The following is a 13,332-nucleotide window of genomic DNA, read 5'->3' as shown; positions in this document are numbered from 1 at the left end:
TGCGCGGCTACTTGCGGGTATTCCCGGGACTCGACAGGATGGCAGCACCGGCATCGCCGGCGGAGGACGGCGCGCGACGGAGGCCCCACGGGGACGCGCGTTACGAGGAGGAAGACATGACCGACGATACCCGTGCCGGCGCGCTCGCCCGGCGCAACACGATCTACGACGCGTTCCGCCGCTCGGCCCGCCGGAACAGCGAAAGGCTCGCCCTGAGTTTCGGCACCCGGCGCTGGAGCTATGACGAGCTGCTGCGCGCGGTGGACGCGACCGCGGGCGCGCTGGTCGCCGCCGGATTGTCGCGCGGGGAACGGGTCGCAGCGTTCGGGCGCAATTCCGATGCCTACCTCATCCTCTGGCTTGCCTGCGCGCGGGCAGGGCTGGTTCATGTTCCCGTGAACTATGCGCTGACCGCGCCGGAGCTGGATTACCTGCTCCGCCAGTCCGGTGCCACGGCGGTGTTCCATGATCCGGCGCTGGCGCCGCTGGCCACGGAGATCGCGAAAGCGGCGGGCATCCAGCTCGTTGGAACGTTGCACGGTGGCCATGGATTCGACGTATTGACAGCCGCCTCCGGCCCGTCGGATCCGCGGCTCGACCTGCTGCCGGTGGATGAGAACGACCTCGTTCAACTCCTCTACACCTCGGGAACCACGGCCGCCCCGAAGGGCGCGATGATGACCCATCGGGCGCTGCTGTCGGAATACATGGCCTGCGCGCTGGAACTCGACCTCAAGCGGGAGGATCGGGCGCTGGCGGCACTGCCGCTCTACCATTCGGCGCAGATGCATGTGTTCACCATGCCGCAACTGCTGCTCGGGGCCTCCACCCTGCTGATCGAGACGCCCGCAGCCGAGACGGTCCTGCGGTTGTGCGAGGAGGAGGCCATCACCTCCTTCTTCGCGCCGCCGACCGTGTGGATCAGCCTGCTTCGCCACCCGGATTTCGACAAGCGGAACCTTTCCAGCCTTGCAAAGCTCTACTACGGAGCCTCGATCATGCCGGTGCCGGTCCTGCAGGAACTGCGCGCGCGGCTGCCGGGATCGGGGGCCTATAACTGCTATGGCCAGAGCGAGATCGCACCGCTTGCCACCGTCCTGCGGCCGGAGGACCACGACACTCGTCCCGCCTCTGCCGGCAAACCCGCGATGACGGTCGAGACCCGCGTGGTGGACGAAGCCATGAACGACGTGCCCCCCGGCACCCATGGCGAAATCGTGCATCGCTCGCCCCAGCTCCTGATCGGCTACTGGGACAAGCCGGAGGCGACGGAGGAAGCCTTTGCGGGCGGCTGGTTCCACAGCGGCGACATCGGCTATTTCGACGACGAAGGGTTTCTCTATGTCGTTGACCGGGTGAAGGATGTCATCAAGACCGGCGGCACCATGGTGGCGAGCCGCGAGGTGGAGGAGGCGATCTTCAAGCACCCCGCCATCTCCGAAGTCGCGGTGGTCGGCCTGCCGCACGAACGGTGGATCGAGGCGGTGACGGCCATCGTCGTCTTCCGCCCCGGCATGACGGCGACGGAGGAGGAACTGATCGACTTCTGCCGCTCCCGTCTGGCGCCGTTCAAACTGCCGAAGCGCGTCGTCGTGCGCGCGGACATCCCCCGGAACAGCGCGGGCAAGCTGCTCAAGCGGGAACTCCGCAACGAATATGCCGGGCTGAACGCGGAGACGGCGGAGTAACGGCGGAGTGAGGGCGGGCCGGAAGGGAGTCCCGCCCGGCGGGCCCTCATCTTCCGGTCAGACCATATGGCGATAGCCTTTTCGCATTCCCGTGCTACTCCTTGCTACAGCGCGCGCGGAGGATCGCATGGAAGGTGAAACGGCCAGCCACGGCTTTGACATGCTTCAGGTCGTGGCTCTGCTTGCCGGGGCGGTCATTGCCGTGCCGCTGTTCAAACGCTTGGGCCTCGGCTCGGTGCTGGGCTATCTCGCGGCCGGGCTTGTCGTCGGCCCTTACGGGCTGGCGCTGTTCCACGATCCGCAGGCGATCATTCACGTGGCGGAGCTTGGGGTCGTCATCTTCCTGTTCGTCATCGGGCTGGAGATGCAGCCCTCCCGCCTCTGGTCGATGCGCGGGGATATCTTCGGACTTGGCGCGACGCAGGTTCTGGTCTGCATCGCGCTTCTGACCTGCGTCGGGCTGTCGCTGAGGTATTCGCTGGCGGAAAGCTTCGTGGCGGGGACGGGCTTCGTGCTCACCTCCACTGCCATCGTGATGCAGATGCTGGAGGAGCGGCGGCAACTGGGCCTCCCCTCCGGGCGCAGGATCGTGGCTGTGCTGCTGCTGGAGGATCTCGCGATCGTCCCGCTTCTTGCCATCGTCGCCTTCATCGCCCCCGGCGGAGGGGAGGAGGTGACGCTGGCGCACCGGCTCACCTCCATCCTGACGGGTCTGGCGGCCATCGGCGCGCTGGTCGTGGCGGGATTGTGGCTGCTCGATCCGCTTTTCTCGCTGCTCGCGCGCTCCAGGGCGCGGGAGGTGATGACGGCGGCGGCGCTGCTGGTCGTGCTGGGCGCGGCGCTCGTCATGGAATGGGCGGGCCTGTCCATGGCGATGGGCGCATTTCTGGCCGGTGTGCTGCTCTCCGAATCCTCGTTCCGGCATCAGCTTGAGGCGGATGTGGAGCCGTTCCGCGGCATCCTGCTCGGGCTGTTCTTCCTCGGCGTCGGGATGGCGCTGGATCTCAATGTGATCGCCGCGAATATCGGCCTGATCGCCATCTGCGTCGCGGGATACATGATCCTGAAGATGGCGGGCATCTATGCCGTAGCCCGGCTGTTCCGCGCCAGCAACCGTGAAGCGTTCGAGCGTGCGGTGCTCATGGCGCAGGGCGGAGAGTTTGCCTTCGTCCTCTATGCCGCCGCAACGAGCGCGGGGATCTTCACCGGAGAGGAAAACGCCATCCTCACCGCGATGATCATCGTCTCCATGGTGCTGACGCCGATCCTCATCATCATCCACGATCGCCTGACCCCGCCCGAAACCCCTTCGATGGAAGGCGTTGAAGCAGTCAGCAATCAGCGCGCCAGCGTCCTTCTGGTCGGCTTTGGCCGCTTCGGTCAGATCGCCAGCCAGCCGCTTCTGGGTCAGCTCTGTTCGATCACCATCATCGACATCGACCCCGATGCGATCCGCAGCGCGGCGGAATACGGCTTCAAGGTGCATTACGGTGACGGCTCGCGACTCGATATCCTGCATGCGGCGGGCGCGGGCGAGGCAAAGCTCGTCCTCATCGCGATGGACGACAAGACGGCAGCGGTGAAGGCGGTCGAGCTGATGAAATCGGAGTTTCCGCACGTACCCGTGCTTGCCCGTGCCTGGGACCGGGAACATGTGCTGGAACTCGTCCATGCCGGGGTGGACTGGCAGATCCGCGAAACCATGGAATCCGCCTTCGTGATGGCGGAGGAGGCGCTCCGCCGCATGGACAACGACGAGGACACGATCCGCGATCTCGTCGCCAGTATCCGGCAGCGCGACAAGGAACGGCTGGAGCAGGAGATCAGCGGCGGGATCTTTGCCGGGCGTGATCTGCTGATCGGCAACATGAAACAGAATTGACGCGTTCGGCCCCTCACCCGCGTTGCGCGTTCATCGCCGCGCGCTAGTCTCCCTCCAAGGGAAGTGGGAGATGCCGGATGTATGTGGACGGTTTCGTCGTCCCGGTCAAAAAGAGCCGGATGGAGGATTACCGCAAGCTCGCCGATCTGGCCGGATCGCTCTGGACGGAACATGGCGCGCTGAGCGTGGTGGAGGCAAAGGGCGATGATATCGCCTCGGGGCCCTTCACCTCCTTTCCGCAGGCGGTGCTGCTGGCCGATGACGAGGTGGTGTTCTTCTCATGGATCACCTTCCGCGACAGGGCGCATCGCGACGCCGTCAATGAAAAGGTCATGTCAGATCCGCGCCTGTCGTCAGACGCGGAAGACCCGCCCTTCAGCATGGACAGGATGATCTATGGCGGCTTCGAGGTGGTCGTCCGCCGGCCCTGACCACCCGCTCGCCCCCCGACACCCGCCCTGTCCCTGCCCTTCGCAGCGCGCAAAAGGGAATTCGCAGAAATCTTCGTTTTTGGTCTTGCGGGTCCGAGCACGGTTGGATAAATGACCCTCACCCAGAAGGAAGCGGGCGTAGCTCAGGGGTAGAGCACAACCTTGCCAAGGTTGGGGTCGTGGGTTCGAATCCCATCGCCCGCTCCAATTTTTCTCCGTCAAGTCGATCAGAAAACTCCCCTCCGGGGGAGCTTTGGCATGTCCGGCCGCTTATGCTGTACTGCTTCGACGGGAAAGGTTTCGGGAACCGGCATCTCCCCCGGCTACGGGCGGGATCACAGGATCCCGCGCCGAAGAACGAAAAACAGCCGCAAGAACGGAAACAGCACCGTTCCGTCCGGCTCCTGCGGATAGAACGGAGAGATTGCTGCTTCATAGGCCGCGATAAAATCCGCCTGCTCGGCCGCCGTCAGCCTGTCCAGCACCGGCCGCATCGCCGTGGAACTGGTGAACAGCCGCACCGGGTGCCCCTCCGCCGAGTGTTGCAGCCGCTGGACGTATTCGGTTTCCCACGCGTTGATCTCGCCCTCCGGCTCCAAGAGCCGGACATAACCGGTCGCGGGGCGGAGCGTCGTGCGGAATGCCTCCGGGTCGCCGAACCGGTCCGGGTAACGCGCGGCGGCCACTTCCCGGATCAGCCGATGCGAGGGGGCAGCCTCCTGCCGCGGCATCTGCACTGCCAGAACGCCATAAGGCTCCAGCAGCGCGACGAGGTGCGGCATCAGCGTGTCGTGGTCCGGCAGCCATTGCAGCAGCGCGTTGGAAAAGATGAGGGCGGGCGGTGTGTCCGGTCGCCAGGTGGCGGCATCCGCCTCGATCACATCGGCATAGATGCCCGCCTCCCCGGCCTTGGCCAGCATGGCCGGGGAACTGTCCACGCCGATGATCCGCCGCCCCGGAAAGCGGGCAGCAAGCGCGGGCCCCGCCGCCCCGCTACCGCAGCCAAGGTCGATCACATCGCCTTCGGGCAGGCGCGGCACCTGCGCCATCAGGTCCAGCGCAGGCCGCAACCGCAGATCGGCAAACCGGTGGTAAAGTTCGGGATTCCAGTCGTTCACAGCCAGCCCCTTTTCCTGAAATACAGATATGGCGCGACGGAGGAGACGATCATCAGCACGATCACCACGTAATACGCGCCCTCCCAGTGCAACTCCGGCATGAAATCGAAGTTCATCCCATAGATGGACGCGATCAGCGTCGGCGGCATGAAGACCAGCGACATGACGGAGAAGATCTTGATGATGCCCGTCTGTTCGATGTTGATCTTGCCAAGGGTGGAATCGAGCAGGAAGGTGATGCGCCGGGCCTGCCGCTCCACGTGATCCGACACGGATTGAAGGTCGCGCCCCAGCGTCTTCAGCCGGAGTTTCGCGTCCCTCTTCGCATCCATCTTCGGCAGCGTGCTCATCGCCGTCACCACGCGGTTCAGCGTGACGATGGAGGCCATGATCTTGCCGTTCAGATCCTCGGCCCGCCCGATACGTTCCACCAGCATGTCGAGCGTCTCGTCCGGGGCGCCATCGTCGGGAAGCGAATCGAACAGCCGGGCCCCGATGAGGTCCAGCCCCGTGCCCGCCTCCTCCGCGATATCGGCAAGACGGTCAACGATGGCCTCGAACAGACCGAGCAACACGCTGTTGCCATTGGCGCAGGGCGCATCGCCGCGCTCCGCCCAGTTGGTGTACATCTGAAAGGAGCGGGGTTCGTGGTAACGGACCGTCACCAGATGCGCGCCGACCAGAATGAAGGTGACCGGCATCGACAGGAACACGTCCTGCTGCGCGGGGTCGCCGGTTCCCTGTGCGGGCCGCGAAAGCACGTTTGCCGTCATGAACAGCGCCCCGTCCTCATGATAGAAGCGGGAGGAGGCCTCGATCTCGTTCATGTCGGCCCGCGTCGGGATGGAGATGCCGAGCGCCGCTTCGAGCGACTGCTCCTCCTCCCGCGTCGGTTGGTACAAGTCTATCCAGACCGCAGCCTCGACCGGAAGCGGCACGGCAGGATCTATGTCGAGCGGTTTGAGCTGGCCCGCCGTCTGACCGAAAAGTTTGATCATGGCCTCCTCCTGGGAGCTGGAGACAAGAAAACGCCCCGGAGCGGCCATGGCTCCGGGGCGCTTATGATCTGGCTCAAACCGCGCGCCGCTTCAAGGTCAGGCGGAGGATTCCGGTTCAAGACCCGACGGTTTCGGCCGGGGCGTCTTCGGGATCGCCGTCAGGCTGGGCGGCAGTCCGCTCGGCGGTGCGTCGTCATCATTGCCGCGGCTGAGGGGCTCGCCCGCGATGACCTTTCGGATTTCGTCCCCCGTGAGGGTTTCATATTCCAGAAGGCCCTGTGCAAGCCGATGCAGATCCTCGTTCTTCTCGGTCAGGATCGTGCGGGCACGGTCGAAGCCCTCGTCAACGATACGGCGGACTTCCGCGTCGATCTTCTCCTGCGTCTCGGGCGAATGGGTTGTGCCGCCCGAGTAATTGCCGAGATAGCTCTGCTGTTCGTTGGCGTAGTCGATATTGCCGAGCTGATCCGACATGCCGAACTGCGTCACCATCGCGCGCGCGATTCGCGACGCCTGCTGAATGTCGGAGGTCGCGCCAGAGGTGACGTTTTCCCGACCGAAGATCAGCTCCTCCGCCACCTTGCCGCCCATCGCCATGGCGATCTTCGACTTGTACTTCGTCATGGTGACGGAGAGCGTATCCCGCTCCGGCAGCGACAGCACCAGCCCCAGCGCGCGACCGCGCGGGATGATCGTCGCCTTGTGGATCGGATCATGCTGAGGAACGTTCAGGCCGACGATGGCGTGACCGGCCTCGTGATAGGCGGTCAGCTTCTTCTCGTCCTCGGTCATGACCATGGAGCGGCGTTCCGCGCCCATCATCACCTTGTCCTTGGCGTTCTCGAAGTCCTCCATCGTCACGAACCGCCGGCCCACACGGGCAGCCATCAGCGCGGCCTCGTTGACGAGGTTGGCGAGATCGGCGCCCGAGAAGCCGGGCGTCCCCCGAGCGATGATGCGCAGGTCCACGTCGGGGCCGAGCGGCACCTTGCGGGCATGGACGGAGAGGATCTTCTCCCGTCCCTTGATGTCCGGGTTCGGCACCTGGATCTGCCGGTCGAAGCGGCCGGGGCGCAGCAGTGCCGGGTCCAGCACGTCGGGCCGGTTGGTGGCCGCGACGATGATGATGCCCTCGTTCGCCTCAAACCCGTCCATCTCGACCAGAAGCTGGTTCAGCGTCTGTTCGCGTTCATCGTTGCCGCCGCCGTAGCCCACGCCACGCGAGCGGCCGACCGCGTCGATCTCGTCGATGAAGACGATGCAGGGCGCGTTCTTCTTCGCCTGCTCGAACATGTCGCGCACGCGGGACGCACCCACACCCACGAACATCTCGACGAAGTCGGAGCCGGAGATGGTGAAGAACGGCACGCCCGCCTCCCCCGCGATGGCGCGGGCGAGCAGCGTCTTGCCGGTGCCGGGCGGGCCGACGAGCAGGGCGCCTTTGGGGATCTTGCCGCCGAGACGGGAGAACTTCTGCGGGTTCCGCAGGAATTCCACGATCTCCTCCAGCTCTTCCTTGGCCTCGTCGATGCCGGCAACGTCGTCAAAGGTCACGCGGCCATGCTTTTCCGTCAGCAGCTTCGCGCGCGACTTGCCGAAACCCATCGCGCCGCCGCGTCCACCACCCTGCATCCGGTTCATGAAGAAGATCCAGATACCGATCAGCACGAGGAACGGCAGCCACAGCGACAGAAGCGACAGGAAGCCCGATTGCTCCTGCGGCTCCACGTTCACGCTGACGTTCTTGGCGATCAGCTTGTCGGCGACATTCGCGCCCTGCGGCTGAATGGTGACATATTGCTGACCGTCCTTGTCGCGGAACAGGATCCGCTCACCGTCGATGGTGACGTTGCTGATGCCGCCGTTGTCGATCTGCTCGATGAAATCCGAATAGGCCACCGTGCGGGAGGCCATGGTGGACTGGCCGCCGCTGAACAGGTTGAACAGCGCCAGGATCAGAAGGAACAGGACGACCCAGAACGCAATGTTGCGCGCGTTACCCACGAGATACTCCCCTTGATACGCGCCAACCCGGGAAAAGTCCGGGCTCACGCGCTGCTACCCCCTAAGATAGAGAATACGGGGGGAGGTTCAATGCGGGATGAGGGAGGAATGGAACGCGTCCGCTCCGCCCAGCAGTTCCGCGCGCCACGCACCACCGGGTTCCAGCACCGGCACGGCGATGAGTCGCTGGCCCTGCCAGAGGGCGGGTTGGGCGAGGAGCGTGCGGCGCGGCAGGCCGCTTTCCCGCCAGCGGGGCCGTTGTGACAGGCCGCCGGGCCCCAGCGCCCCGATTTCCAACTCATCGCAATCGGGGCCAAAAAGCCGCCAGCGATGATCCCAGACGCCCGGCGCGGCGCGGCGCAGCCCCAGAACCGCCTGCGGCTCCCGTCCGATTCGTGCGACACCGTGCCGCTCCGTCACAAGGCATCCGTGCAGCGTGCCGCCCGTCCCCCTTGCGAGATCCGCCGAGAGCCGGTCCAACGCCGCCCGGCGAGGGCGGTATTCCGCCGACGACACCCAGCAAAGCGCGGCCGAAAGCAGGCGCGCGCGAATCTCCACCGGTTCCGCCGCCAGCCCCGCGAGATCGACGAGCACATCCCCCGCCTCCACCCGAAGGAGCCGCCGCGCCGCAAGCGCCGCCTGAACCGCAAGCGCATCCCGCGCCTCGGCGAGCCGCGCGGCCGTGTCCGAGAGCCGCTCCACCGTCAGGCCGAGGGCGCCGAGCGCCGGGAGCGCCTGACGCATGCGCACACGATCATAGCGCGGATCGGCATTGCTGGGATCTTCGGCCCAGCCGATGCCCTGCCGCCGCAGCAGCTCCCGCAGCGCCTCGCGGCGCACGCCGAGCAGCGGGCGGAGCCAGAGCAGCCCCGCCTCCCGCCGCGACTCCCGCATGGCCGACAGCCCATCGACGCCGGAACCGCGGGCGAGGCGCAAGAGAAAGGTCTCCGCCTGATCGTCGGCGGTATGCGCGATGAGGACCGCCCCCAGCCCCCGCTCCCCCGCCCATGCGGAGAGCAGGCGGCGGCGGGCGCGGCGGGCGGCATCCTGCAGGTTGCCGCGCCCATCCCAGCCCCGCCAGTGAAGGGTGTCATGCGAAAGACCAAGTCGCGCCGCGAAAGCCGCGACGTCCGCCGCCTCCGCCGCCGCCTGCGGGCGCAATCCGTGATCGACCGTAGCGAGGTGCAGGGCCACGCCCCGCTCCCGCGCCCAGCGATGCGCGATCCAGGTCAGCGCCATGGAATCGCCGCCGCCCGAGACGGCAAGCCCCAGAGAGGGCATAGGGGAGGAGGATTGCGCCGGAAGAAGCCTTGCCATCGCACCGGCAAAGGCCTCCTCTGGCGTCAGTTGCATCCGAGCTTCTGCATCGCCGTGGTCGCCTGGGCCACGGCAGGCGTATCGGGATAGAGCACGGAAACCTGCGACAGCGTGGTGCAGGCATCGTTGGTCTGACCCAGATCGCCGAGGCTGGTGCCAAGCTTCAGCAGCGATTCCGACGCCCGCTCACCGCGCGGCCAGCCGGAATAGCTCTCCAGATAGGCCTTGGCGGCGCCGAGCGTATCGCCATCCGCGGCAAGCGCCTCGCCGCGGTAGTAATGTGCCTCGCCCGTCAGTGCGCCCGCCGGGTAGGTTTCGGCAAAGGTGGTGAAGAGACCCGCGGCGGTGCGAAAGTCACGTTGATCGAGCACCGCCCGGGCCCGATCGAAATCCGCCTGCTCGCCCACGGCCTTCTGCGCCGCTGCGGAAGCGGGCGCGGGGGTGGATGTCCTGGGCGCGTTCTGCGAGGGGGCCGCCCCCCCGCCGCCCAGCGGGGCCGCGGCCCCGGCTGCCGTGGGGTCGCCCCCCTCCAGCTCCGTCAGCCGGAACTCAAGGTCGCCGATGCGGTTCGCCGCATCGTCGGCCACCTTGCCGATCCGGTGGCCAAGCTCCTCCGTCCGATTGGTCAGGCGCTGAAGCTCCGCCTCGATGAGGTCGAGCCGCTGGAGGGTCGTGCCGCTGATCCGCGGCCCGCCCTGTCCGGCAGAGGCGATCATCTCCGAGCGGAGGGACTGGACCTCCGAGGACAGGCTGTTCACCTCCTTGCGGATATCGGCCAGCGTCTCCTGCCGGTTCTGCGCTCCCGCGGCGATCGGAAGCGCCAGACCCGTGCAGAGGACGATAAGACGCAGACTGAGCATCACTGTCGCCTCAGCTTCCCGCGCCGGAGGCGAGGACCGTCACGGCACGACGGTTCTGCGCAAAGCAGCTTTCATCGGGGCAGGTGGCGACGGGGCGTTCCTTGCCATAGCTCACCGTCCGCATCCGGCTGGGCGCGATGCCCTGGGAGATCAGGTATTCCTGCACCGCATTCGCCCGCCGCGCGCCAAGCGCGAGGTTGTATTCCCGCGTGCCCTGTTCGTCGGCATGGCCTTCGATTGTGATGCGGTATTCGGGATTGGTGGCAAGCCAGCGCGCCTGCCCGTCGAGGATCGTGCGGGCCTGCGGCGAAACCGTGGACTGATCGACGAGGAACAGCACCCGATCCCCGACCGTCTGGTTGAAATAGGCGATGGAGCGCGGATTGGACGCATCCCCGATACCGGATGTCCCGATGCCGTCGGCCCCATAGCCGCCCGCACCGCCAGCGCCGCCGACACCCCCGGCCCCGCCTGCACCGTAGCCGCCCGCGCCGGTCGCGTATTTGTCCGGGTTGTTACATGCGGCAAGCCCGAGGCCTGCCACCAGAAGAAGTGCTGTCGTTGCGAATTTCATTTCTGTCCCCGTCCTCGCTTGAGGCTGTTTAACATGCCGCAGCCGTTGTGGAAACGCCGCGCGGCCCAGTGTCCGTTCACGTTCGCGCCTGCCCGCCCGCGGCGGGCCGGCGGGCCTTCATTTCATCAGCGGCGACCAGGCCGGGTCGGAGGCGGAGCCGTTCACCGGCACCCGCTTCAGGTTCCGGCCCGAAATGTCCACGGAGAACAGCTGCGACTGGCCACCGGCCCCCGCGCCTTCACGGGTGAACATGATGACACGCCCGTTCGGCGACCATGTCGGACCCTCATCGAGATAGGAGGCGGTGAGCAGCCGCTCCTCCGACCCGTCGGTGCGCATCACGCCGATATGGAAGCGGCCGGCGTTCTGCTTGGTAAAGGCGATGAGATCGCCGCGCGGCGACCAGACCGGCGTGCCGTAGCGCCCCTCGCCAAAGGAAATCCGCCGTGCCTCGCCGCCGTTCGCGCCCATGATGTAAAGCTGCTGCGAGCCGGAGCGGTCGCTCTCGAACACGATCTGCCGCCCGTCGGGCGAGAAGCTGGGCGCGGTTTCGATGGCGGGGGTGGAGGTGAGCTGGGTCCGCCGACCCGACGCGATGTCGAGCGCGTAGATATCCGTGTTCCCCCCCTGCGAGAGCGAGAAGATCACCCGCTGGCTATCGGGCGAGAAGCGCGGCGCGAAGGTCATCGTGCCCGGCTGATCGTCGAGCGCGCGGCGGCTGCCGCTGGCCACGTCCATGATGTAGATGCGCGGAAAGCCGGATTCATAGGAGGTGTAGAGCACCCTGTCGCCCGAGGGCGAGAAGCGGGGCGCGAGCACGATGGCCCGCCCGTCGGACAGGAAGCCCATGCTGGCCCCATCGTAATCCGCGACGGCAAGCCGCTTGACCCGCGCGTCCTTCGGCCCGCTTTCGGAGACGAACACCACCCGGCTGTCGAAATACGGCCCCTCGCCGGTGATGCGGGAATAGACCTGATCGGCGACCTTGTGCGCCATCCGCCGCCAGCCCTGCTGGCTCCCGGTGAACTGAAGCCCCTCGCCCAGCGGCTGGCCCGAGAACACGTCGAACAGGCGGAATTTCACCGTGACGCGCCCGCCCTCGACCGACACGGCCCCGGTGATGAGCGCCTGCGCGTTGATCGCCTTCCAGTCCTGATACTGCACCGGGCTGTCGAAGGAGGTCACGCGCGAGATATAGGCGGAGGGCGGGATTTCCCGGAACAGCCCCGTTCCCACCAGATCCGCCGCCACGACGCGGGAGATGTCGGCGGCAAGCTGCTGCGCGCCGCCGTTCGCCGCGATGAACGGCGGGATGGCGAAGGGCAGAGGTTCGATCACCCCATCGGTGATCTCGATCCTCAGCGGCCCGTTCTGCGCCGGGGCAACCGTCGCGGTCGCGGCGAGGCAGGCGAGCGCGATCGCCGTCGCGCCAAGGGCTGTCCGCAGCACTTTCATTTGATCCTCATGCTCTCCGGGTTGAACACCATCTCGATGTCCCGCCACTGTTCGTATTTCTCGGCCGGCAGCGGAAAGCCCTTGGCTCCGCAGCGGAGGATGGCCCGGCGCGCGGCCTCATAGGCCTGCCGCGCCGCGGTCTCCGAACCGCCCTCATACCCGATCATGCGCACGGAGCCGCCCTCCGGGATGCCGCTCTGCGCCATTTTTACGCCGAGTGTGACCGTGACGTTCTGCGCCTCGGAGGAGAGCGAGCCGACGTTCCAGCAGGACTGCACCGCGACGCGAAGCGCATCCTTCTCCCCGGAGGTCATGGGCGGGCCGGAAGGCGCGGTGCCCCGCCCTCCGGTGCCACTCCCCGACGCGCTGGAAGCGCCGCCCGCAACGGCGGCGGCCACGGCATCGGCGATCGCATCGGAAGCGGCGGGCTTCGGGGCCTCCGCTTTCCTGGGCTCTTTCGGCGCTTCCTTCTTCGGCGGTTCGCGGGCGGGTTCCGCGGGCTTCGGCGGTTCCTTCCTGGTTTCCTTCGGCGCATCCGGCTTGGAGACGGGTTTCGGCGGCTGCGGCTTCTTCTCCGGCTCGACCGCGGCGGTTTCCACCGGTTTCATCTCGGGCTTCGGCTTCTCCGGCCGGTTCCGGGGGGGCGCCGCGGAGGCGGGGGCGGCGGGTTTCGGGGCCGCGGCTTCCTCCGCGACCTCTGTCGCCTCCGTCACGACGCGGGTTGTCGCCTCCTCGGGTGCGGTGGCCTCCTGTGCTTCCCTCGCCTCCTTGGGCGGCGCGGGCGCATCGGCGCGCACGGCCTCCTGCCGCGTCTCGGCGGTCTTGGCTTCGGGGGGCGGCGCTTCGGTCGGCGTGGGGGCCACGCGGCTCACCGGGCGCTGCTTCGGCCGCTCGGACACTTTCGGCGCGGGCGGCGTTTCCTGCGCCGGGGGCCGGTCCGAGATCGGGGGGCCGAGCACCACCACCCCTTCCGGCGCCGTTTCCGGCGGCGGTTCGGCGGGCAGC

At 67.0% G+C, this 13,332-nt stretch carries 11 protein-coding genes and 1 tRNA gene; 4 read left to right on the top strand and 8 right to left on the bottom strand.

Annotation, left to right across the window (positions count from 1 at the left end):
* Positions 1-116: 116 nt before the first annotated feature.
* The 4 genes from CDV49_RS17560 to CDV49_RS17545 all read left to right on the top strand — a co-directional run bounded on the left by CDV49_RS17560 (position 117) and on the right by CDV49_RS17545 (position 4,208).
* Complete coding sequence (locus CDV49_RS17560) at positions 117-1,688, top strand: fatty acyl-CoA synthetase (protein ID WP_088216689.1); 1,572 nt, start codon at positions 117-119, stop codon at positions 1,686-1,688.
* Between the two features lie 127 nt (positions 1,689-1,815).
* Positions 1,816-3,570 (top strand): monovalent cation:proton antiporter-2 (CPA2) family protein, encoded by a 1,755-nt coding sequence (locus CDV49_RS17555; RefSeq protein WP_088216688.1) that lies wholly within the window; start codon positions 1,816-1,818, stop codon positions 3,568-3,570.
* Positions 3,571-3,647: 77 nt separating this feature from the next.
* Positions 3,648-4,001, top strand: coding sequence for a DUF1428 domain-containing protein (locus CDV49_RS17550; RefSeq protein WP_088216687.1), 354 nt, complete (start codon positions 3,648-3,650; stop codon positions 3,999-4,001).
* A gap of 132 nt (positions 4,002-4,133) precedes the next feature.
* Positions 4,134-4,208 (top strand) — tRNA-Gly (locus tag CDV49_RS17545).
* Between the two features lie 128 nt (positions 4,209-4,336).
* On the opposite strand, the gene CDV49_RS17540 is transcribed toward CDV49_RS17545, so the two are convergent.
* From CDV49_RS17540 to CDV49_RS20545, 8 genes are all read right to left on the bottom strand, one after another.
* On the bottom strand, positions 4,337-5,119 hold the full coding sequence (locus CDV49_RS17540; protein ID WP_306424957.1) for a methyltransferase domain-containing protein: 783 nt from the start codon (positions 5,117-5,119) through the stop codon (positions 4,337-4,339).
* Positions 5,116-6,117 (bottom strand): magnesium transporter CorA family protein, encoded by a 1,002-nt coding sequence (locus CDV49_RS17535; RefSeq protein ID WP_179209256.1) that lies wholly within the window; start codon positions 6,115-6,117, stop codon positions 5,116-5,118. Before CDV49_RS17535 ends, CDV49_RS17540 begins: the two co-directional genes overlap by 4 nt.
* A 96-nt stretch (positions 6,118-6,213) precedes the next feature.
* Complete coding sequence (ftsH, locus tag CDV49_RS17530) at positions 6,214-8,121, bottom strand: ATP-dependent zinc metalloprotease FtsH (RefSeq protein ID WP_088216684.1); 1,908 nt, start codon at positions 8,119-8,121, stop codon at positions 6,214-6,216.
* 87 nt (positions 8,122-8,208) lie between these two features.
* Positions 8,209-9,474 carry a tRNA lysidine(34) synthetase TilS gene (gene tilS / locus CDV49_RS21015; protein WP_306424956.1) on the bottom strand — a complete coding sequence of 422 codons (1,266 nt, stop codon included), beginning with the start codon at positions 9,472-9,474 and terminating at the stop codon, positions 8,209-8,211.
* A complete protein-coding gene (ybgF, locus tag CDV49_RS17520) occupies positions 9,465-10,298 on the bottom strand; it encodes a tol-pal system protein YbgF (RefSeq protein WP_306424955.1) in 834 nt (277 codons plus the stop codon). The genes tilS and ybgF overlap by 10 nt, the downstream gene beginning before the upstream one ends.
* A 10-nt stretch (positions 10,299-10,308) precedes the next feature.
* Entirely contained in the window at positions 10,309-10,872 is a 564-nt protein-coding gene (gene pal / locus CDV49_RS17515; protein WP_088216683.1) for a peptidoglycan-associated lipoprotein Pal, read from the bottom strand.
* Between the two features lie 117 nt (positions 10,873-10,989).
* Positions 10,990-12,327 (bottom strand): Tol-Pal system beta propeller repeat protein TolB, encoded by a 1,338-nt coding sequence (gene tolB, locus CDV49_RS17510; RefSeq protein WP_088216682.1) that lies wholly within the window; start codon positions 12,325-12,327, stop codon positions 10,990-10,992.
* Positions 12,324-13,332: cell envelope biogenesis protein TolA (locus CDV49_RS20545; RefSeq protein ID WP_088216681.1), on the bottom strand; the 1,009-nt coding region annotated here is incomplete at its 5' end. The genes CDV49_RS20545 and tolB, both read right to left, overlap by 4 nt.

Source organism: Haematobacter genomosp. 1 (assembly GCF_002196855.1).
Lineage (GTDB): Bacteria > Pseudomonadota > Alphaproteobacteria > Rhodobacterales > Rhodobacteraceae > Haematobacter.
The sequence above is the reverse complement of the archived record's forward strand: the minus strand, read 5'-3'. Positions and strand labels throughout refer to the sequence as shown.

Bases quoted from the DNA above. Each gene is read 5' to 3' on its own strand.
- CDV49_RS17555 (WP_088216688.1), top strand. From the start codon at position 1,816: ATGGAAGGTGAAACGGCCAGCCACGGCTTTGACATGCTTCAGGTCGTG.
- pal (WP_088216683.1), bottom strand. From the start codon at position 10,872: ATGAAATTCGCAACGACAGCACTTCTTCTGGTGGCAGGCCTCGGGCTT.
- ybgF (WP_306424955.1), bottom strand. From the start codon at position 10,298: ATGCTCAGTCTGCGTCTTATCGTCCTCTGCACGGGTCTGGCGCTTCCG.
- CDV49_RS17560 (WP_088216689.1), top strand. From the start codon at position 117: ATGACCGACGATACCCGTGCCGGCGCGCTCGCCCGGCGCAACACGATC.
- CDV49_RS17550 (WP_088216687.1), top strand. From the start codon at position 3,648: ATGTATGTGGACGGTTTCGTCGTCCCGGTCAAAAAGAGCCGGATGGAG.
- CDV49_RS17535 (WP_179209256.1), bottom strand. From the start codon at position 6,117: ATGATCAAACTTTTCGGTCAGACGGCGGGCCAGCTCAAACCGCTCGAC.
- tolB (WP_088216682.1), bottom strand. From the start codon at position 12,327: ATGAAAGTGCTGCGGACAGCCCTTGGCGCGACGGCGATCGCGCTCGCC.
- tilS (WP_306424956.1), bottom strand. From the start codon at position 9,474: ATGCAACTGACGCCAGAGGAGGCCTTTGCCGGTGCGATGGCAAGGCTT.